Consider the following 21,275-nt stretch of genomic DNA (forward strand, 5'->3'; position numbering starts at 1 on the left):
TATATATGTATGTAAGTACTTACTTAAATAATTAAAATAAAAAAGGGAGGTGTGCCTGCTTGAATCATTCAATCCAAAAAAGAATGAAGAAAGAAGAACGTGAACAACAAATTCTCGAAGCAGCTAGAAACGTATTTATTGAAAAGGGCTACAGAGGAGCAACGACGGTTGAAATTGCCCAAAGAGCAGGAATCTCAGAAGTTACTCTATTTCGTTATTTTTCATCCAAACAGGATATTTTTATGAAATCAATTGAACCGATTTTAACGGAAACGCTTCAAGAGGTGATTCAAACTTCAAATAGGCTTAGTTCAAAAGAACGAATCAAGCAGCTTTTACAAGATCGGATTACGTTGATATCCAAACATCATCGACTGATTAAAATGGTGTTAATGGAGGATCAGATTGATGATGAATTACCATCCGTTCACCTTATAAGCAAAATGATAAGGCTATTGAAACAAGCCATTTCCGAAATACAGGTGCAAAAGGAGAAGGAAGAAGTAATTTTGCGTTTAGTTATGGGAATGATATTAACTTTTTTGTTTATGCCGGAGAACGATAAGCAAAAAGTGAATCAAATTATTGCCCAAATGGTGGATTCAATCTGTATAGAAAATTGTAAGGAATAGACAAACATATAAATTGGGGTGAAGAAGATGAAACGAATCTTTGAATGGTTAGGTATTCGCATGGAAAAACGACCGATGAGAATTGCTGCCAAGGAAGGGAGGATTACGATGAGTGATTGGGAGAAGTTTGAAGGCTTTAAAAAAGAATTATTGGAGGAAAATGAAAGAAAGTACGGTAAAGAAATCCGGGAAAAGTACGGGGAGGAAGCGGTTGCCCGCTCCTATGAAAAATTTAAAAATATGACACCTGAGCAATATGAGGAACTAACTAAACTTGGAAATGATATTTTAGAAAACCTAAAAGAGGCTCTTTTGACAGGTGATCCGGCAGGGGAACTTGCCCAGAAAACCGCGGCTCTCCATCATCGGTGGCTTACCTTTTTTTGGGACAGCTACAGCAAAGAAGCCCATGCCGGGTTAGCCGATATGTATGTTGCCGATGAGCGGTTTAAAGCGTACTACGATAAAGTAGCGCCGGGAGCGGCCGAATTTATGCGGGATGCTATTTATGTTTATACCGGGATGAAAAAATAGGGGGCCTAACGCCTCCTATTTTTATCAAGAACTCGCTTTTTATCAAAATCAGACATATTTATTTTTCAGTCCTTGCAGGTAATCTTCATAAAACTTTTTCAAGGTAATTCCATAATTGCCATAAGTAATTCTTCAAAAAGTGAAGGAATATTTCTAAAAAGTATGGCAAAATCTATATCACTGTTTTCGTTCTCAAGTTGTTAAACATCGCTTTTGGAGATAACCTTATGAGCTTTACGTTTTTTTGAGGTTTTTCGTCTAAATTCATTGGAGAGAACACTAATGCTGCCATCAATTTCTAAAACGGCTAAGTCGACATCTTCTACCGAAGAAACCCCGTGTTCGCGGATGGCTTCATGGATTTCTTCTAAAGAGATCTTGGCTTTTGCCATATTTTCTTTAATTACTTTACCCTGATAAATTAACATTATTGCTTCTCCCTGGATCATTTTGCTAATCTTAGGGAACCGATAAGTCAAATATTTAACAAGGTAGTTTATTAAAAAGAGGGAGGCGGCAGCAACAAGGCCTCCGGATAAAGTTGTATCATTGCCAACCATGGCATTTTGCACTGCGTTTCCGATTAACATTATAAAAACCAGGTCGAATATTGAAAGCTGGGCTAATTCTTGCTTTCCAAAAAGCCGAATTAGAAGGACAATAAAGAGGTAAACGATTACCGAACTAAAAATTATTTGCCCATAGGGATGAAAAACCAAAAGATCACTTCCCAACCGTTGCCTTAAAATTCTTAGACTAATTATAATGGAAAAAAGAAAAAAGCTCAAATTTTCTCCACAAAGAAAATGATCTTAAAATACTTTTAGGAGGCGTTAGATTTGGACAAAGATAAGCTGCAGGAAATTTACCTCAAGGAAGAATATTACTGGAGGACCGAGCCAAACGAATTATCAAGAAAAGTATTAAAGTATATCCCGGAAGACCAGAGAAAAGAGAGAAAATTAGTCGACATAGGTGCCGGGGAAGGGCGGGATAGCGTCTTTTTTGCTAAAGAAGGTTTTGAGGTTTTGGCGGTGGATATATCCCCGGCGGGTCTTATGAAAGCCGAAAAACTTGCAAGTAAGGAAAAAGTAGCGATAAAGACTTTAGACGCGGACATAAACGACCTGATAATGCCGAAAGAAGTAGATATTATTTATTCTATCGGTACGCTGCAGTATCTACATCCTCAAAATAGAAACCGTCAATTTCAGCATCTAAAAGAAAAGACCAGAGATGGAGGACTACATATCTTATTTGCCTTTATTGAGCATCCGGAAGTAGAGATAGCCCCCGACTGGGGTAAAAACGAATATTTATACGGCCGGGAAGAACTCCAAAGCTATGACAAAGAGTGGGACATCCTTGACACCTATGAATATATTTTTGACTGCAGTTCCAGCAGTATTCCGCACCGCCACGCTGCCCGGGTCATAATAGCCAAATATGGATCTGTTACACCAATATCTTTGATTAAAAAGTTTTTTTTCGTTATTTCCCTATCAATATTTTCAAAAACATAGGGAAATTTTGTTTTTTTCATTTTGCTTAATTCTTCAAAAACTACTTCTGGGATAATAACTTGTCCGGGGAAAAGGGCCTTAATAATGTCCAAACGATTAATCCAGGAAAAAGAGGAAATACAATCATTATCAAATACTATTGGCATCTTTAAATGCATTTTCAGTACCTTCTAAATCTTCATTTTCCCCGAACAGAATATCCCCATAGCCACCATCTAAAAGCAGTTCTTCGTATTTTCCATAGGTAATTTTGCCGGTTTCTAAAAGAGTCCGGGCAAGTTCTGCATATTCTGAATAAATTTGTGTCCCTTTATCTTCGGTATTACGATATAGTTCAGTATTATATCCAAGTAAGGCTGCATTTTTAATTATGTTTTTTTCCATGGCTTCAACTTGCTTACTGGTTATAGCTCCAATTTCTCTTAAACGGAGAAGCATTAACTTATGACTTACCTGAAAATAGTTTTCTAAAAATATTACATCATTTAGTGTAAGGGACCTTCCCTTAGTTCTTTTTTGTATCATATAACCAAGAGCTTCATCAGGAACCAGGAGTTGAGCGGCAAATAAATTTGCGTCCCTTTCATTTTGGTACTCGTCATCAAATTTATTAATAGGACAAACTTTTGCCGACATCCCCTTATCATATTTAAGATGATAATATTCATGTGCAGCAGTAAAATATTGATGACCAAGGCTTCTACTGGCATTTATTACGATAAGCCCTGTATTTTTATAACGCATAAAAAAGCCAGAGATATTACCTCTTATTTTGGTTATTATTAGAGAGATGTTTTCAATATCTCTTAATACTCTAAAGATATCTACCCTATCATATGGTCCAATTCCAAGTATTTTTCTGGTTTCAGCTGCTTCGAACTTGATTTTATCATAATTCATTTAATTTACCTCCCCAGGAGAGATTTCATCTCATGTAAGTTACGTAGAAAAGTCTTGGCAAAAGATACGATTTTAAGGTCTTCTTCGATGAAATCACCAGCTCTAAAAGCTATTTGGATATCTGGTTCATTTATCTCTTCATTTCCGAGAAAATATTCAACCGAATATCCGTACAAATTGGCCAGTTTTTGCAGCAGGGAAATATTTATTTCCCTTGCTCCATTTTCAAAATAGGATAACTGCACTTTATTTATTCCTAAAACTTTGGCAACTTGTTCTTGGGTTAAACCGTTTTTATTTCTTGCTTCTTGCAACTTTTTACCAATATTTTTAAATATTGAATTATCCATATCATCACCACCTTAACAAATGTGTTAACTTTACAATATATTTTATCATTATTATAACATATAAGTTACAAGTTTAACCATAAGCTTAGAAATATTTTTTTTATTTCCAGTATATTTATCCAAAACTCTTTTGGGCTTATTTTGCAGGATTTGAGAAAATTTTGGCGAAATTTAACAAAGTTAAAGATTGCAAAATTAATGACGGAGTGAACATTAAATGGGGCAAAACAACGACGGTGTACTGGAATTTGCATCGGTATTGTGGGCAACTGCCGATAGACTTCGCAATAATATGGAGCCTTCCGAATATAAGCATATTGTTTTGGGCCTTATCTTTTTAAAATATATTTCTGATGCCTTTAAAGAGCGGCAGGAAGAGTTACAAACTTTAGTCAAAGACCCTGGTAATCCTGATTATTATTGCGTAAGTGAAGAAGAAGCCCAGTATATTCTTGAAGATAAGGATGAGTATCTGGCTGCCAACGCGTTTTATGTTCCACCGCAGGCGCGCTATGAATACTTAATGGCCAATGCCCAGCGGAGTGATATTGGCAAACTAATTGATGAAGCGATGGATTTAATTGAAAAAGAAAACCCCAAATATTTACGGGGGGTATTACCAAAGGTATATACCAGAGCTCCTCTTGATCCTCACACCCTTGGTGAAATTGTAAATTTAATCGGGAGTATTGGTTTTAAGAAAAACGAAGAAAGGGATATTTTAGGCAGGGTTTATGAATATTTTTTAACCCAGTTTGCCAAACAAGAGGGCAAAGGCGGCGGTCAGTTTTTTACTCCGGAATGTGTGGTAAAGCTTTTAGTGGAAATGATTGAACCGCTGCACGGCAGGGTTTTTGACCCCTGCTGCGGCTCTGGCGGTATGTTTGTCCAGAGTATGCGGTTTGTGGAGGCCCATGCGGGAAAAAAGGGGGACATTTCTGTCTATGGTCAGGAATCCAACCCCACTACTTACCGTCTTTGCAAGATGAACCTGGCAATTCGCGGGATTGAAGCGGACATCCGACTTGGAAATTCTTATATTGATGACCAGTTTAAAGATTTAAGGGCTGATTATATCTTAGCCAATCCTCCCTTTAACGACAGTGCCTGGGGGGCGAACCGGGTGGCGGACGATGTTCGCTGGAAATATGGTCTACCCCCGGATTCCAATGCCAATTATGCCTGGATTCAGCACTTTATCTATCACCTTGCCCCCAATGGAGTTGCGGGTTTTGTCCTGGCCAACGGTTCTATGACTACCAGTAATAGTGCGGAATATGAGATAAGAAAAAGAATTATTGAAGAAAACCTTGTAGATTGTATGGTGGCTTTACCTCCACAGCTCTTTTATACCACCGGAATTCCTGCCTGTTTGTGGTTTATTAGAAAAGGCAGAAAAACCAGAGAAATCCTTTTTATAGATGCCCGGAAAATGGGGATCATGGTGGATAGGACCCATAGAGAACTTACCTGTAAGGAAATAAAGAAAATTGCTCAAACCTATCACAGCTGGCGCAATAAAAAAGGATATGAAGATGTTAAGGGCTTTTGTGCTTCGGTGCCGGTAGAAATTATTGCTCAGAATGATTACGTCCTTGCTCCCGGAAGGTATGTAGGGGTAGAAGATACCGCCGATGATGGCATACCTTTTGAGGAAAAAATGGCGGAACTTGTGGAAAAACTTTATCGGCAAATGAAAGAAGCTAAAAGACTTGATGAGATTATAAAAGCAAATCTGGAGGAGTTGGGATATGGGGAGTAAAGATGTAGCCTTTAATTTGTCAGAAAATAATTTGCCTGAGGGTTGGGGTATAAGGAAACTTTCTGAAATAGCTGAAATAAATTCTACATGCCTAAAAAAAGGTGACAAAATAGGTAAAATTCAATATGTCGATATATCTTCAGTTGGTGAGAGACGAATTTTAAAAAAGGTAGAATATAGTTTTGAAAATGCTCCAAGTAGAGCAAGAAGGAAAGTGGAAGATGGTGATACGATAATTTCAACGGTAAGACCTAACTTAAAAGCATATGCCTATATAAAAAATCCACCGAAAAACTTGATTGTTTCAACTGGATTTGCGGTAGTTAGACCTAAAGAAGATTATAAAAAATACTATTATTATTACTTAACGTCAGACCAATATATTAATTATTTAGTTTTAAACACTAGGGGTTCTGCTTATCCTGCGGTTAATGTTAAGACTATTGAAGAATCTAATGTGATATTTCCGACTTCTTTAGAGGCAAAAAAAATTGGAGAGATTCTTTCAGCATTTGACGATAAAATAGAACTCAACAACGAAATGAATAAAACGCTGGAAGAAATAGCTAAGACTATTTTTAAACGCTGGTTCATTGATTTTGAGTTTCCCAACGAAAAGGGTAAGCCGTATAAATCCAGCGGGGGAGAGTTTGTAGAGAGTGAATTGGGACCGATACCGAAAGGTTGGAGGGTTGGGAAGTTAGGAGAAATTATTGAAATTACCAGTGGGAAAAGACCAGTTTCTCGAAAAGAATATAGGGATATAGTGCACAAAATTCCATTAGTTGGTGCAAGTTCAATAATGGGTTATGTAAAAGAAATATTATATAATGAACCAGTTATTATAATTGGGAGAGTAGGTACATTAGGGGTAGTACAAAGATTTAATGAACCGATATGGGCATCAGATAATACGCTTGTAATTAAAAGTAACTATCATGAATATGTATACCAATTACTAAAATTATTAGATTATAACTCACTTAATCGTGGTTCGACTCAACCATTATTGACACAAAATGATATAAAAAATTTACCGGTAATAATAGCCGAAAAAAATGTTATTCTGGAATTTGAAAAAGTAAGTAATAGCATTTATAGAAGAGTTAATTTTAACAAAAAAATGAATGATATCTTATCCCAGCTTCGCGATACCCTGCTTCCCAAACTTATTTCCGGCGAAATCAGGGTGGTTTAGGTTTAAATCCTTTAAAAGTTTCCCTAAAGGGTGAATTGTCCATGAACCTTAATCAAAATTTTGAGAGTGTGGTGGAGGAAGCGGCAATAAATTGGTTTTGCGATATAGGCTACGAATACCTGCCTGGCAGCGAAATTCCTGTAGAGGACAGGGAAGATTTCCGGGAGGTTATCTTAAAAAACAGGCTTTACAATGCTCTTATAAAAATAAATCCTGGCCTGCCGCTTAGTTGTATTGAAGATGCTATCCGCCAGCTCAAAAACTTCCAATATCCCAGGATTGAGCTAAATAACAGGGAAATCCATAAAATTTACCGAAACGGTGCGATTGTTACAAGGCGCAGAAGTGACGGCGAAGAAGTGGGAGAGATAGTAAAAATCTTTGATTACGAAAATCCGGAAAACAACGATTTTCTTGTCTGCAATCAGGTAAAAATCAAGGGTACCGGAGTAAGAATCCCTGATATAGTGGTTTATATTAACGGCCTGCCGGTAGGAGTATTTGAGCTTAAAAACCCTTTGGATGAAACGGCAACGATTGAGGGAGCGTACCGACAGCTTGAGCTGTACAAGAGGGATATCCCTGACCTTTTTGCCTATAATGAAATCTGTGCTGTCTCCGATGGGACCGAAGCCAAAGCAGGGACCCTTACGGCCTCCTGGGAAAGATTTGCTGCCTGGAAATCAATTGACGGAGTCCAAAAGATTGAGGGAATGCCCGCCCTTGAAGTATTAATAAAAGGGATGTTTGCTAAAAACAGGGTGTTAGACCTCATCAGGAACTTTATTACTTTTACCATGGCTAAGGACGAAGTAGTAAAAATTATGGCGATGTATCACCAGTATTACGGGGTAAACAGGGCGGTAGAAGAAACTATTCGAGCGGTATCTCCCACCGGTGACCGGAGGATTGGTACCTTCTGGCATACCCAGGGGAGCGGTAAGAGCCTTTCGATGGTGTTTTATACCGGAAAGATTATCGAGCTAAAAGAACTTCAAAATCCAACCGTTGTGGTAATTACCGACCGAAACGACCTTGATGACCAGCTATATAATACTTTTTGCAGTGCCAGTGATTTAATCCCCTATCCAAAGCAAATAGAGAGTGTGGAAGACTTGAAAGAGAAACTTTCCCAGGTTGCCGCAGGGGGTATCTTTTTTACCACTATTCAAAAGTTCCAAGCGGAAACGGATGAAAGTTTAGAAATTCGTGACCCCAAGCTAAAAAGAAGTATAAATAAAGGTAAAACCTATCCTTTGCTTTCGGACCGCAGTAATATTATTGTTATTGTTGATGAGGCCCACCGTTCGCACTACGAATTTATCGATGGATTTGCCAGAAATATCCGGCAAGCCTTTCCCAATGCCAGTTTCATAGGCTTTACCGGGACGCCCATTGACTTTGAGGACAAGTCTACCCTCCAGGTTTTTGGCGATTATATCAGCATTTATGATATGAAGCAGGCGGTAGAAGATAAAGCTATTGTGCCCATATATTACGAAGGACGGCTGGTAAAACTTCACTTGATAAACGAAGATATTGACCGGGAGTTTGAAGAAGTAACGGAAGGCGAGGAAGAGGAAGTAAAGAATAAATTAAAAACAAAGTGGGCGGCATTAGAAGCTCTGGTTGGAACTCAGGAAAGACTGGAAACTATAGCCAAAGATATTGTGGAGTATTTTGAGGAAAGGTGTAAAGTTTTAGAAGGCAAGGGCATGATCGTCTGCATGAGCCGCAGGATTTGCGTTGACCTCTATAACGAAATAATAAAATTAAGACCCCACTGGCATAGCGATGATTTGGATAAAGGCGTAATTAAAATAGTCATGTCCGGGAATGCATCAAAAGACCCCAAAGAGTTTTTACCACACCTGTACACTAAATCCCAGATCAAAGAAATCGAAAAAAGGATGAAAGACCCCAATGATCCGTTAAAGCTGGTTATTGTCAGGGATATGTGGCTTACGGGCTTTGATGTTCCCTGTTTACATACCATGTATATCGACAAGCCCATGAAAGGACATAACTTGATGCAGGCAATTGCCAGGGTCAACAGGGTTTTTCGGGACAAGCCTGCCGGATTAGTAGTGGATTATATCGGTATTGCCGATGATTTAAAACGGGCTTTGGCGAACTATACCCGGAGTACTGGCAAGGAAGCGGCGACTTTGCCGATTGACGAAGCTATAAGGATTATGCAGGAGAAATATGATATTGTTTGTTCCTATTTTCACGGTATTGACTTTTCTGACTGGGAAGAAAAAAGTGCTGGGGATAAGCTTTATCTTTTAAAACAGGCGATGGAACTTATTAACAAAGATGAAACCACCAAGAAAGATTTTCTGGAACAGTGCATGGCGTTAAGTAAGGCTTTTGCCCTTGTGGTACCGCGGAAAGAAGCGATGCATATTCGTTCGGAGGTAGCCTTTTTCCAGGCAGTAAGGAGCAATGTCGTTAAATACACACCGCCCAAGGGATTGTCAATTGAGGAACTGGATAGTGCGGTAAAGCAAATTATTTCTAAAGGGGTTGCAGCCAGCGACAAACCCATTGATATCTTTGATGCGGCGGGGCTTAAAAAGCCGGATTTATCGATTTTAAGTGAAGAGTTTTTGGATGAATTAATGGGTTATGAAAATAAAAACTTGCAGATTGAGGTTTTGCGAAAACTTTTAAATGACGAAATTAGGGCTAAAAGCCGGAAAAATCAGGTAAAATATTCCTCTTTTAAAGAGATGATTGAAAAAGTTTTAAACCAGTATCACAACCGGGCTATCACCTCGGCAGAGGTTATAAAACACCTTATTGATTTAGCCAGAGAAATGCGGCACATGGACCAGCGGGCCAAAGAAATGGACTTAACCGAAGAGGAAATTGCTTTTTATGATATTGTCAGTCAGGGAAGAGAGGCCATCTTAAAGGATGAAGATGCCAAAGAAATTGCCCGGGAAGTGGTGAGGATAATAAAGAGCAAAACCGAAGGACAGGTAGACTGGACGATAAAAGAAAATATCAAGGCGTCAATACGGGCGACGGTAAAACGGCTTTTACGCAGAAAAGGCTTTAAAGACCAGGAAGAATTGGATAATGTGGTTAAGCTCATTATTGAGCAGGCGGTTTATCTTTTTGAAGATGCTGCATAAATCGTCTAAAGTCCTTTTTGGAAGGTAGGATACCATGCCGCAAATATGCTACCGGGATGAAGTAATTACCTATCAGGTGATTCGGAAAAAGAAAAAGTTTGGAATTATTATATCGCCGGAAGGAGAAGTAGTGGTGACTGCCCCCTTCTCGGTTTCTGATAGCTTTATTGAAAAGGTCGTTAAACGATAAGGCCATTTCTACATAATAATCTTTTGGGATATTTTCCAGCATATTAAATTTTCTTCGGGAACAACGATTTTCGAAAAAGGCAATTCTCTATATCCAGTATACTTAGAAAAACCTGGTTTTTATGTTAAATCTGGGAGGGTAAAATTTATTCTGAAAACTGTCGGATAAACGACAGTTTTTTTTTTAACTCTTCGCTATAGTAAAAATAGCGTAAATTTTAGCTCGTAACAAAAATTTGTTCAAAAGATATTCTTTAGATGTCAGGAGTTGATGCAGATGTCTGAAAAAGGACTGAAAATTGCTGTTTCCGGTAAAGGCGGGGTAGGAAAAACTACCCTGGCTGCACTGCTCTGTCATATTTTTGCCCGGGAGGGTAAAAAAGTACTGGCTGTAGATGCCGACCCTGATGCCAATTTGGGCACAGCTTTAGGGTTTCCAGCGGAGGTCTTAGAAAAGTTAACGGCAATTTCCGAGGATAAAGAGCTTATCAAAGAGCGGACCGGTGCTAAACCGGGAACATCCGGTCAGTACTTTATCCTAAATCCCCGGGTTGATGATATCCCTGAAAAATATATGGTAGAGCACGCTGGCCTACGGTTGATGCAAATGGGTAAAGTGGCTAAAGGAGGCTCGGGGTGTGCCTGTCCGGAAAGTACCTTACTTAAACATCTTCTCCGTCACCTGGTTTTAACAGCTGAGGAAACTGTGGTTGTTGATATGGAAGCAGGTCTGGAACATTTAGGACGCGGAACGGCTGAAGGGGTAGATGCTTTCATAGTGGTAGTTGAACCGGGTAAGCGGAGTTTCCAAACCGCAAGAGCGATAGTAACTTTGGCTAAAGATTTAGGGGTTACTAAGATTTTTGCAGTGGCTAACAAAGTGCGTCCAGGAGATGAGGAAATAATTCGAAAAGAACTGAACTTTTTACCGGTTTTAGGCTTCATTCCTTACGATCCGACATTAATTTTAGCAGATTTATCAGGGGTAAGCGTATTTGAACAAGCTTCCGAAATCGTTGCCATAGGTTATAAAATTAAAAATCGTTTATTGGAAGAAGTGGAAAGGCAGAGCTGAGTGTTTGAATAAAATGGGTTTACTTAACGTGAAAAAATACACAATCACAATACAGAAAGGAGGAAAGAAATATGGATTTAGGTTTTTTACTTAATGGCCTCTCGCTGCAGGCTTTGTTTGGGGTAATGCTTCTTTTGGTTGGGGAACTGCTTGCCCTACTGCGGTGGAAAAACTTAATTCAATTACTAATTATTTCAAGCATTGCGGAAATAGGTTACGTACTTTTGGGATTGGGCACGGGTACCCATGTGGGGACTTCTGGAGCTCTCTTGCATTTGGAATATCAAATTGTAATGAGAGGATTAGTCTTTTTAGCTGCGGCGGCATTTATTTTTCGAGGTCATTCTGCAAGCGTGGAAAAGCTTCAAGGTATAGGTAGAAAAATGCCGGTTACGGCAACCTTGTTTGGTTTTGGATTGTTTTCTGTGATGGGTTTATCTCCCTTTAAAGGTTCTATTAGTAAATTTTTAATTATTTATGCTGCTATTGAGAGTGGGCATTGGTTGTCAGCGGCAATAGCTACCTTTGGCAGTATCATTGAGGCAGTGTATTTCCTTCAGGTCTTTCAAAAACTGTGCTTTGAAGATTCTGTCCAGGAAGGATCCGGTGCCGAAAAAGTCAGGGAAACTTCTCCGGGTTTAATGGCAGTTTTACTGGTTTTGGGTGTTCTTACCGCTTTAATGGGCTTAATTCCGGAACCTTTCATTCACGGTGCTGAACGTGCTGCCGCCGTATTGTTAGGGAGTACAGGTCCGGACCAATTACCTGTCTTTGAATCTCCCTGGTCTATCTTAGTTCTCGTTCCCTATGTGGGTGGATTTATCGTCTATCTTGCAGGCTGTTTTTCCCAGGCCTTACGTAATATCCTGGCGGTTGGTATTACCGGCACAACGGTTTATTTGACCTGGCTTGCCGGTGATTTTGATAGCTTATCTAAATTTTTCGCCTTGCTTATGGCCTTTATCGGTTTTTTAGTTACCCTTTACTCGGTGGGTTATTTTAAAGCTAAACCGTACGCAAACCGTTACTTCTTCTTTTTACTGTTAATGTTGGGTACTTTGCTCGGTTTAACCACCAGCAAGGAGCTGGGGAATTTTTATGTCTTCTGGGAATTAATGACCTGGACTTCTTACTTTTTGGTTATTCAAGAGCAAACTCAAAAAGCTCTGCGTGCCGGTTTTAAATATTTTATTATGTGTACCTCCGGAGCTTATATTATGCTTTTGGCAATTTTAACGTTGCATGTAAAACTTGGGTCTTTAGATCTGACGACAATTTCTGCAAATTTACAGGTTTTATCTCCCGGTCTTATGTTAGTGGTTTTGGGAATGTTTATTATTGGCTTTGGGGTCAAAGCAGGCTTGGTGCCGCTGCATAGCTGGTTGCCGGACGCTCACCCGGTGGCACCTTCGTCTATTTCAGCCCCAATGTCAGGGATTTTGACCAAAACCGGTATTTACGGACTTATCCGCATCCTTTTTGTGGTTTTTGGGGTAAGTTTACTGACTAAATTAGGTACTACCGGTCAATTTTCCACCATTGGGTTTATAATCTCCTTGCTTGGAGCGTTTACCCTTTTGTACGGCGAAATTATGGCCCTGCTACAGACCGATGTGAAGAAAATGCTGGCCTATTCAACGATGGCCCAGGTAGGGGAGATAGTAATTACTCTGGGAGTAGGGACTTATTTGAGTTTTATCGGTGCTCTTTACCATATTTTAAATCATGCTATTATGAAAAATCTGTTATTCCTGGCTGTGGGTGCTTTAATCTTGCGCGTAAAAAGTCAGGAGATAAATAAGCTTAAAGGTATCGGCCGGGTGATGCCGGTAACGTCTTTATGTTTTAGTATCGGGATCTTAGCCATAATGGGTTTGCCACCCTTCAACGGGTTTATCAGTAAATTTTTAATGCTGTACGCGCTGGTCCAATCCGGTCATCTGGCACTGGCAGGTTTAATTCTTTTAGGCAGTATCCTCGGTGGTTTTTATTACCTGAAAGTGGTTAGAATTATTTTCTTTGAAAAGTATGAGGGACCGGCCCGGCAGGAAGCCCCGATTACCATGTTGATACCAATTGTGATTTTAACGGGTTTATCCATTTTTAATGGCGTATATCCGCAAGCGGGTCTGGCTTTAATTAAGCCGGTGGCAGATTTAATTGCGGCTAAAGGACATATGGCCGTAACGGCTATTCCTAAAATTACTATCTCCTGGCCAATAGTTACGCTAATTCCGATGGTGGGGGCACTCTTTGCTTACTTTTTCGGAAGACGTTCAGCTAAAGTTAGCGGTTGGTTAGCAGTTGCAACTATGGTGGCAACGCTTGCCACAGTATTAGCGGTATCCACTGGCCTGGACATATTTTCCCGGAGTTTTGCTTTCCTCATCGCCTTTATTGGTGTTTTAAATTTACTTTATTCCCTGGGATATATGGAACATGAACATGCCCAAAATCGCTTTTACCTGTTCTTTACGTTAATGATTGGCGGCCTTTTGGGTGTAGCGGTAAGTAAGGATCTCTTCAATTTCTTTGCTTTCTGGGAAATCATGAGCAGCTGGACTCTGTACTTTGTGATTATTCATGAGGAAACCAGCGAGGCATTGCGGGAAGGGTTCAAGTACTTCATCTTTAATTATGTTGGAGCCAATTTGCTGCTTCTGGGACTACTTGTATTAACAGTTAACGCCGGCACCTTTGAAATGAGTGAGCTGGCCGGGCGGTTAAGTGCCCTGCCTACAGGTCTGGTGGCTCTTGGCTCAATCTTAATGTTGATTGGTTTTGCCATGAAAGCTGCGATGTTACCTTTCCGCATCGATTATCAAATGCATCCCCCTACCGCCCCAACACCGGTGAGCGGTTATATTTCTTCGGTGCTTTTAAAAAGTGCGCCTTTTGGGATGGTTAAATTATTTTATGTATTTGGAGGCGTTGCTCTTTTAAGCAAGCTGGGCCAGATAGGAGATATGCCAAGCCTCATGTACATCCTTGCCTGGGTGAGCGGCTTAACGATTTTAATGGCTGCGGCATTGGCTTTGCTGCAAAGTGGTATGAAACGCCTGCTTATTTATCATACGGTAAGTCAGATGGGTTATATCATCTTGGGAATAAGCCTGGGCTCTTCTTTAGGTCTGGCTGGAGGATTATTGCATTTAGTTAACCATATGCTGTTTAAGAACCTGCTTTTCTTGGTTGCCGGTGCCATTATGGTAAAAACCGGTATAGGGGATCTGGACAGGTTAGGAGGAATAGGCCGAAAAATGCCGGTAACTCTCAGTGTCTTTGCGATTGGGACATTCTCTATTGCCGGTATTCCGCCTTTTAATGGTTTTACCTCTAAATGGCTAATCTATGAAGCGGCCATGGAGAAAGGATATGTATTTTTAGCGTTATTATCTTTGTTAGCAAGTGTTTTGACCCTGGCTTCGTTCCTTAAGTTTTTACATTCTGCCTTTTTTGGACAAATGCCTAAGGAGTTGGAGAATGTAACTGAAGCACCCTGGACAATGCAAATTCCTATGGTGATTTTAGCTGTTTTATGTATGGTGTTTGGGATTTTCCCGGGGATACCACTTGCTACTATTGCTGCCATCGAGAGGTCGTTGGGGCTGACACCGGTTTCAGTTTCCCTTTTCGGGATTGATTCCGGCCTGGGTACCTGGAATGCCGGAATTATTGCGGTGTTTATGGCAATAGCCTTTATTGTGGGCCTTAGTATTTATTTTGTGGGCAATGGGAAAATCCGCTATACCAAAATCTATACCTGCGGTGTAACTACTTTAACTCCCGAAGAGGTACATGTTAATTCGCATAATCTCTATGAGTCCCCCAAAGGGTTAATTAATGGATGGATTAAGTTTTTACACCGGGTTGCCGGTTTGGGTAAGGGGGTGTGATTGTGACGGATATTGGTCATTTAATTTTTAATTTCCTGCTCTTTCCCGGTGGCCTGTTTGCTTTAGTCCTTGGTTTGCTTCTGATGGGAATTGACCGCAAAATTGTTGCCCGCGCCCAGAGACGGGTGGGGCCACCTCTTTACCAGCCCTTTATTGACCTGGCCAAATTAACCCTGAAGGAGGTGGTTGTGCCCGAGACGGCACACCTGCCGGCTTTCAGGTTAGCGCCGTTGTTAGGGTTTGCTGGGATGCTGGTAGCAGTAACCCTGATCCCTGTTGCGGGGGTCTATCCAGGTTTGAACTATGCGGGAGATTTGCTGGTTTTACTTTATTTGTTGTCCTTGCCGGCTATTGCCTTGATAGTCGGAGGTTCGGCCTCCAGTTCCCCCTTTGGGGCTATAGGTTCCTCGCGGGAGATGGTCATGATGATGGCTTATGAGTTGCCGTTACTGATAGTCCTGGTGACCGTTGCTTTAAAGGTTGGATTTGCAACCGGCGGTATTGCCACCTTTTCTTTAAGTAAAATTGTCCAGTACCAAGTGGAAAACGGAGCTTTACTGTTTGATTACACCATGTTACCGGCTCTCTTAGCTTTTCTGGTTTTTATCCCTGGTACTATAGGGGTTGTTCCCTTTGATATCCCTGAGGCGGAAACGGAAATTGTTGAAGGCCCTATTCTGGAGTATTCCGGGAGTTGGCTTGCGTTATTTAAGCTAACCAACGCCCTAAAAATGGTAGTGGTACTGGGTTTAGCCGTAGCACTATTTTTTCCAACGCCTTTGGGCGAAAATACCATGCTCAATCTCTTGTGGTATTTTCTAAAATGTTTAATCTTACTGGTTATTTCGATAACCATTATTCGCTCCAGCACGGGAAGGGTACGGATAGATCAGGCCTTTAAATTTTATCTCAAGTATCCCACAGTACTGGCATTAATCAGCTTGATTTTAACGTTAGTAAAAGGGTAGGGGGGTGTCCGGATGAGAAAGATTCTGCAAAAAATTGCGAAAAAATCACCGTGGTTATACCGCATAAATGCGGGATCCTGTAACGGCTGTGACGTGGAACTGGCGACCACAGCCTGTATCCCTCGTTATGACGTGGAACGCTTGGGTTGTAAATATTGTGGTAGCCCAAAACATGCGGATATAGTTTTAATTACTGGGCCTCTTACTGCCCGGGTTAAGGAAAAGGTTTTGCGCCTTTACGAGGAAATTCCTGAGCCAAAAGTGACGGTAGCCATCGGAGTATGTCCCATATCTGGAGGGGTATTTAGAGATAGTTATGCCATTACCGGCCCTATTGATAACTTTATTCCGGTAGATGTCAATGTACCGGGCTGTCCTCCCAGACCCCAGGCGATTATTGACGGGATTATCGAAGCTATCAAAATTTGGGAAACCAGGTTGTAAAGGGGAGTTACCCATGTCTTCGTTTTTAAAAATCGCCCTGCGTAATTTGTTCAAGAGTCCAACAACCGACCCATATCCCTTTGGTGAAACCTTTGTTCCTGAGGGACTGCGGGGAAAGGCCAAATATAATGCCGGGGCTTGTATTGCCTGCAGGATGTGTGAGCATGTGTGTGCCGGGGGAGCCATTCAAATCCGGGAAGTGGCCGATAAAAGTGGCCTTGAGTTCATCCTGTGGCATAATACCTGTACCTTCTGTGGCCTTTGCGAATATTACTGCCCTACCAAAGCCATTCGTTTAACGGAAGATTATCATACCGCTCACCGGCAAGAGGATAAATACAGATATGTGGAAAAAGGATTCATAAAATATGTAAATTGTGCCGGATGTGGTACACCTATGGTACCAATTTCTCCTGAATTATTGCAGCGAGCTTATGAGCACGTAAACAAGGAAATTGAAATGTTAAGGCATTTATGCCCTAAATGCCGCCAAAAACGAGCTCTCCGCTGAGGAAGGGAGGAAAGAAGATGGTACGGAATATTCAGGAGGAATTTACAGAAAAACTGACCCGGGCGTTGGGGGCAGAATTTTCTTTGCGGTGGGAGAGAAATTCTAAAGGAGTTGTTACTGGTTGGTGTAGGCTCCACGACCACCGCCATATTACCACTGTGGCTTTGATAGTGGCAAGTTTGGGAGGCCGGGTAATTACTATCACAGCTTATAAAACGAAAGATGACCAACAAAGGGATAGCCATGAGATTGCTTACCATTTTGACCTGGATGGCTGTACCTGTACGGTTACCATTGAAGTACCCGGAGATAGTGGTAAAGTTAATTCCATAACCCCGATTTTAAAAAGTGCCGATTGGACGGAACGCGAATTACAAGAATTATATGGTATTAAAGTAGTCGGCCATCCCAATCCAAAGAGATTATTCCTCGATGATACTATTGATGAGGGAATAATGAATGACTTTATCCCTTTATCAATTGCTATGCAGGGAGCTACCAGTAAAACTTTGTGGGAAAAGGTCTTAGCGGCTACTTCCCAGGAGGGAGAGGTTAAATGAGCACTTATACAATCCCCGTAGGTCCGCTACATGTGGCCCTGGAAGAGCCGATGTATTTCCGGGTTGAGGTAGAGGGAGAGACTATTGTAGGTCTGGAGTTAACGGCAGGGCATGTGCACCGGGGTATCGAGTATCTGGCAATGAAACGTAATATATATCAAAATTTAACTTTGCTTGAAAGGGTTTGTTCTTTGTGCTCCAATAACCATCCCTTTACCTACTGCATGGCCCTGGAGAAAATTGCCGGTATTCAAATTCCGGAAAGGGCCGAATATTTAAGGGTTATAGCTGATGAAATAAAAAGAATAGCTTCCCATTTGTTTAATATTGCTATGCTGGCTCATATCATTGGCTTTGACTCATTATTCATGCATGTTATGGAGTTACGGGAGATAGTCCAGGATATAAAAGAGACTATTTACGGGAATCGAATGGACCTGGCTGCTAACTGCATTGGCGGCGTAAGATATGACCTGTCAGAGGAAAAGATTAAATATCTGGCGAGACAGTTAGACAACCTGAAGAAGCCTTTAGAAGAAATTACCCGTATTTATATGAACAATAAATTTGTTCGGGCTCGGACTGAAGGGGTAGGGATATTACCTAAAGATGAAGCTCTCCGCTATGGGGTGGTTGGGCCTGTAGCCCGGGGGTCCGGTATAAATAATGATGTCCGGGTAAAGAGTCCGTATGCTGCTTACGACAAGCTCAAGGTTAATGTTCAGGTAGAAACTGGTTGTGATGTTAAAGCAAGAGCCCTGGTTAGACTGAGAGAAATTCAGGAAGCTATCAATATTATTCAACATTGTCTAAAAGAGATTCCGGACGGTCCAACGTGTATAGACTATTTGCCGGAAATTCCCGCAGGAGAGGCGGTAGCCAAGTCCGAGGCTCCGCGGGGAGAATTGATTTATTATCTACGCACCAATGGTTCAGATATTCCGGAACGCATTAAGTGGCGGGTACCAACTTATATGAACTGGGAAGCACTTAAGGTTATGATGCCGGGTAATAAAGTGGCTGACATTCCCCTCATTATTAATAGTATTGATCCCTGTATTTCCTGCACCGAAAGATAATATAAAAAAGGATGCGGTGCTATGCATGAAATGGCTATAGTGGATAGTCTTTTTCAGATTATCGATGCCAAAGTAAAAGAGCATCAAATAAAAAAAATTTTAAAAGTAAAGCTTAAGGTTGGCGAGATGACAGTGGTGGAACCTATGACCTTAACTGCGTGTTTTAAAGTTTATGCGCAAAATACCGTTGCCGAGGGTGCGGAGTTGGTTATCGAGCGAGTCCCACTGATGGGAAAATGTCGGGAGTGTAACAAGGTGTTCCGGGTTTATAACTATAACTTTAAATGTCCGCAATGTGGGACCGGATTTGTTGACATTGTTGCCGGAAAGGAATTGTATGTGGAGAATTTAGAAGTTGAAAAGTAAAGGGTGAATGTTAAAAGTTTTGTATTTTCAAAGGATAGACAGCAATTGAAAGGAGGTAATTTTAAAATGGTTAAAACTAAAGAAAATTTCTTTATTTATGCTGACCCACGAAAGTGTATGGGTTGCAAAAATTGTGAGTTAGCCTGTGCTTTGGCTCATGCCGACTGTGATTTGCATTCTGCGGTTGCCCAGGGTTTACATTTGCAACCAAGAAATTCGGTGGTCCAGGTTGAAGACATGGCTATGCCTATTCAGTGCAGGCAATGTGAAGATGCACCTTGTGCCCATGCCTGTCCTACCGGAGCAATATATCAAGAAGATAGGTATGTGAAAATTAATGAAAGTAATTGTATTGGCTGTAAAGTTTGTTCCATGGTGTGTCCATTTGGCGCTATTATTATAGTAAAAGATGAAAAAGATAAAGTTAATGGCAGAACTAAAAATGGTAAAGCAAGGAAATGTGATCTTTGTTTAAGCAGAAGGCAAGATAATCAAGAAGTAACTTGTGCTTGTGTTGCGGCATGTCCCACTAAAGCTATAACCCTGGTGGATTACGAAAGTTATCGCAAGAAACTTTTTGAAGAAAGAGGAAAAGAACTGGTAAGGGCTCATACCAGGACTAAGATCTAGAGTGGAAATTCCCTTTAATTCGAAAAACGGTAGCTACCGAAAAAAGAAAAAATTAAGGAGAAATAAAAATAAAAAAGTAGCGGGGATGAAACTAATTCCGCTACTTTTTTTATTTTATGTACGGTAAAATGGTTTTGGTAATTTTTGTAATTAATTTTAATTCTAATGAAGAACATTTATGTAATAAATTTACCAGCTCACTGTCAAATTTATCGGCAGGGGGTAAATAATTATATGATAGGGTATTTTCTTGAACTTTAGGTTGCTCATAAAGGTTTCTACCAGAAACAAGATATTCGATAGAGATATGTAAACAATTACATATTTTTATTAAAACAGAAAGACTCATTTGTCGTTCTCCCCGTTCTAATTGTCCTACATAATAATCGGAAAGTCCCAGGATTTCAGCGAAATCTTCCCGGGAAAGGTTTAATTTTTTTCTTTCCTCCCTTATTCTTTGCCCAATCGCTTTTAAATCTAAGTCATATTTAAACGAATTTTCCATTCTGCTCACTCCCGTTAGAAATAACTGTACCTGAAATTAGTTCAAAGATAAATTTGCTGTTAGCTTAAAAATAGTATTTGCAATAAGCCTAAAATAATGTAAAATAATGTATGAAATTTTATTTATAGGGAGTGAGAAGGGTGGGGAAAATGGATAAAATCGAAATTGCCAGAAATCTCTTAAATAATGCTGCAAAGATGAATATGAACAAGGAAATTATTTTAAAGATAAGCCAAAAAATCGACCACTACATAGTAGAACATTTTAGTAAAGGTGGGGGCCCAAAAAAGTTATAGGGGCAGGGTAAAATAGCATAAAAAAAGAGGCTTCTGGATTAACCAGGAGCCTCTTTGCTTTTAGGTGTTTGTTTTATTAATTAGTGGTGCTGGGGGTTGTATAGATGCAGTTACCTGCCTGTCCCCGGCCTTGGCCTCTAAATTGGCCTTTACCCTGACCTTTACCTCTTCCCATACCGTAGCCATTGCCACCTACGGTAGTTTTGTTGATGTTAGCTTTCACCTGTTCGGTCATTTGGGATTTGGCTAAATCCGCTTGAGCTTGAGTAATTTTCCCGTCTTTAACAAGCTGGTCTAATTGAGAAGTTCTTTCTTTGACGATAAAGTTTACCAGGTCGGTTTCGCTTTTACCTTTTTCTTTAGCTATCTGGGCTAAGGATTTTCCGCTTTGCCGCTCCGTCATTAAAGTGGTAGTGTCAATTCCCAAGAATTTAGCGATGGAATCCCGCATGCTGCCGAGGGTTTGGCCAAGCCTTGCCCCGTATCCCTTCATGGTTTGAACCACTGCTGGAGTAGGTGTAGTTGTATCGGCGGCAAAAATGGTGGCCGGGACTGTTGCCAGTAAAACACCTCCAATTGCTAAACCTGTTGCTAACCTTTTAAACCAATTTTGTTTTTTCATGATATTTACCTCCCAAGGTATTTTTTATTTTTGCTCCCTGTTTGGAGCTTACTTAAATCATAACAGGAAGGCTTTAAGAACCTTTCAGGAAA

The 21,275-nt window shown here is 40.5% G+C and carries 22 protein-coding genes; 17 read left to right on the top strand and 5 right to left on the bottom strand.

The annotated features are described in order from the left end of the window. Positions 1 to 59 precede the first annotated feature (59 nt). Both cpu_RS01855 and cpu_RS01860 read left to right on the top strand, forming a co-directional pair. A complete protein-coding gene (locus tag cpu_RS01855; RefSeq protein ID WP_075858293.1) occupies positions 60 to 632 on the top strand; it encodes a TetR/AcrR family transcriptional regulator in 573 nt (190 codons plus the stop codon). 27 nt (positions 633 to 659) lie between these two features. Continuing rightward, positions 660 to 1,166 carry a TipAS antibiotic-recognition domain-containing protein gene (locus cpu_RS01860; RefSeq protein WP_077177114.1) on the top strand — a complete coding sequence of 169 codons (507 nt, stop codon included), beginning with the start codon at positions 660 to 662 and terminating at the stop codon, positions 1,164 to 1,166. Between the two features lie 200 nt (positions 1,167 to 1,366). On the opposite strand, the gene cpu_RS01865 is transcribed toward cpu_RS01860, so the two are convergent. Then, entirely contained in the window at positions 1,367 to 1,954 is a 588-nt protein-coding gene (locus cpu_RS01865; RefSeq protein WP_234970166.1) for a DUF421 domain-containing protein, read from the bottom strand. Between the two features lie 51 nt (positions 1,955 to 2,005). Here cpu_RS01865 and cpu_RS01870 point away from each other — a divergent pair, with 51 nt between their 5' ends. Further along, positions 2,006 to 2,689, top strand: coding sequence for a class I SAM-dependent methyltransferase (locus tag cpu_RS01870; protein ID WP_075858294.1), 684 nt, complete (start codon positions 2,006 to 2,008; stop codon positions 2,687 to 2,689). Between the two features lie 129 nt (positions 2,690 to 2,818). On the opposite strand, the gene cpu_RS01880 is transcribed toward cpu_RS01870, so the two are convergent. Continuing rightward, a complete protein-coding gene (locus tag cpu_RS01880) occupies positions 2,819 to 3,589 on the bottom strand; it encodes an ImmA/IrrE family metallo-endopeptidase (RefSeq protein WP_075858295.1) in 771 nt (256 codons plus the stop codon). 5 nt (positions 3,590 to 3,594) lie between these two features. Beyond that, positions 3,595 to 3,939, bottom strand: a complete 345-nt coding sequence (locus cpu_RS01885) for a helix-turn-helix domain-containing protein (RefSeq protein ID WP_075858296.1) — start codon at positions 3,937 to 3,939, stop codon at positions 3,595 to 3,597. A gap of 217 nt (positions 3,940 to 4,156) precedes the next feature. Here cpu_RS01885 and cpu_RS01890 point away from each other — a divergent pair, with 217 nt between their 5' ends. From cpu_RS01890 to cpu_RS01945, 13 genes are all read left to right on the top strand, one after another. Continuing rightward, a complete protein-coding gene (locus tag cpu_RS01890; RefSeq protein WP_075858297.1) occupies positions 4,157 to 5,701 on the top strand; it encodes a class I SAM-dependent DNA methyltransferase in 1,545 nt (514 codons plus the stop codon). Further along, positions 5,691 to 6,899, top strand: coding sequence for a restriction endonuclease subunit S (locus cpu_RS01895; RefSeq protein ID WP_077177115.1), 1,209 nt, complete (start codon positions 5,691 to 5,693; stop codon positions 6,897 to 6,899). Before cpu_RS01890 ends, cpu_RS01895 begins: the two co-directional genes overlap by 11 nt. A 41-nt stretch (positions 6,900 to 6,940) precedes the next feature. After that, positions 6,941 to 10,042, top strand: coding sequence for a type I restriction endonuclease subunit R (locus tag cpu_RS01900; RefSeq protein ID WP_075858298.1), 3,102 nt, complete (start codon positions 6,941 to 6,943; stop codon positions 10,040 to 10,042). A gap of 34 nt (positions 10,043 to 10,076) precedes the next feature. Further along, positions 10,077 to 10,232, top strand: coding sequence for a hypothetical protein (locus tag cpu_RS13575; RefSeq protein WP_159433963.1), 156 nt, complete (start codon positions 10,077 to 10,079; stop codon positions 10,230 to 10,232). Positions 10,233 to 10,508: 276 nt separating this feature from the next. Beyond that, positions 10,509 to 11,306, top strand: coding sequence for an ATP-binding protein (locus cpu_RS01905; RefSeq protein ID WP_075858299.1), 798 nt, complete (start codon positions 10,509 to 10,511; stop codon positions 11,304 to 11,306). A 71-nt stretch (positions 11,307 to 11,377) separates the two neighbouring features. Beyond that, positions 11,378 to 15,202, top strand: coding sequence for a proton-conducting transporter transmembrane domain-containing protein (locus tag cpu_RS01910; RefSeq protein ID WP_075858300.1), 3,825 nt, complete (start codon positions 11,378 to 11,380; stop codon positions 15,200 to 15,202). A 2-nt stretch (positions 15,203 to 15,204) separates the two neighbouring features. After that, positions 15,205 to 16,170, top strand: a complete 966-nt coding sequence (locus cpu_RS01915; RefSeq protein WP_075858301.1) for a respiratory chain complex I subunit 1 family protein — start codon at positions 15,205 to 15,207, stop codon at positions 16,168 to 16,170. A gap of 12 nt (positions 16,171 to 16,182) precedes the next feature. Continuing rightward, positions 16,183 to 16,614, top strand: a complete 432-nt coding sequence (locus tag cpu_RS01920) for an NADH-quinone oxidoreductase subunit B family protein (RefSeq protein WP_075858302.1) — start codon at positions 16,183 to 16,185, stop codon at positions 16,612 to 16,614. Between the two features lie 13 nt (positions 16,615 to 16,627). Continuing rightward, on the top strand, positions 16,628 to 17,125 hold the full coding sequence (locus cpu_RS01925; RefSeq protein ID WP_075858303.1) for a 4Fe-4S dicluster domain-containing protein: 498 nt from the start codon (positions 16,628 to 16,630) through the stop codon (positions 17,123 to 17,125). Between the two features lie 17 nt (positions 17,126 to 17,142). Then, on the top strand, positions 17,143 to 17,685 hold the full coding sequence (locus cpu_RS01930; RefSeq protein ID WP_075858304.1) for an NADH-quinone oxidoreductase subunit C: 543 nt from the start codon (positions 17,143 to 17,145) through the stop codon (positions 17,683 to 17,685). Beyond that, a complete protein-coding gene (locus tag cpu_RS01935) occupies positions 17,682 to 18,764 on the top strand; it encodes a hydrogenase large subunit (RefSeq protein WP_075858305.1) in 1,083 nt (360 codons plus the stop codon). The genes cpu_RS01930 and cpu_RS01935 overlap by 4 nt, the downstream gene beginning before the upstream one ends. A 21-nt stretch (positions 18,765 to 18,785) precedes the next feature. Further along, positions 18,786 to 19,130, top strand: a complete 345-nt coding sequence (gene hypA / locus cpu_RS01940) for a hydrogenase maturation nickel metallochaperone HypA (protein WP_075858306.1) — start codon at positions 18,786 to 18,788, stop codon at positions 19,128 to 19,130. A 66-nt stretch (positions 19,131 to 19,196) separates the two neighbouring features. Next, the gene (locus cpu_RS01945; RefSeq protein ID WP_075858307.1) at positions 19,197 to 19,760 is read left to right on the top strand and encodes a 4Fe-4S dicluster domain-containing protein; all 564 of its coding nucleotides are present in this window, start codon (positions 19,197 to 19,199) and stop codon (positions 19,758 to 19,760) included. A gap of 109 nt (positions 19,761 to 19,869) precedes the next feature. Here the strand turns inward: cpu_RS01945 and cpu_RS01950 are convergent, their stop codons facing one another. Then, complete coding sequence (locus cpu_RS01950) at positions 19,870 to 20,265, bottom strand: helix-turn-helix domain-containing protein (protein ID WP_075858308.1); 396 nt, start codon at positions 20,263 to 20,265, stop codon at positions 19,870 to 19,872. Between the two features lie 149 nt (positions 20,266 to 20,414). On the opposite strand from cpu_RS01950, the gene cpu_RS01955 reads away from it, so the two are divergent. Next, entirely contained in the window at positions 20,415 to 20,561 is a 147-nt protein-coding gene (locus cpu_RS01955; RefSeq protein WP_075858309.1) for an aspartyl-phosphate phosphatase Spo0E family protein, read from the top strand. A gap of 76 nt (positions 20,562 to 20,637) precedes the next feature. Here the strand turns inward: cpu_RS01955 and cpu_RS01960 are convergent, their stop codons facing one another. Further along, positions 20,638 to 21,183, bottom strand: coding sequence for a hypothetical protein (locus cpu_RS01960; RefSeq protein ID WP_075858310.1), 546 nt, complete (start codon positions 21,181 to 21,183; stop codon positions 20,638 to 20,640). Positions 21,184 to 21,275 lie beyond the last annotated feature (92 nt).

Source organism: Carboxydothermus pertinax, assembly GCF_001950255.1.
In the GTDB taxonomy this organism is placed as follows: Bacteria; Bacillota; Z-2901; order Carboxydothermales; family Carboxydothermaceae; genus Carboxydothermus; species Carboxydothermus pertinax.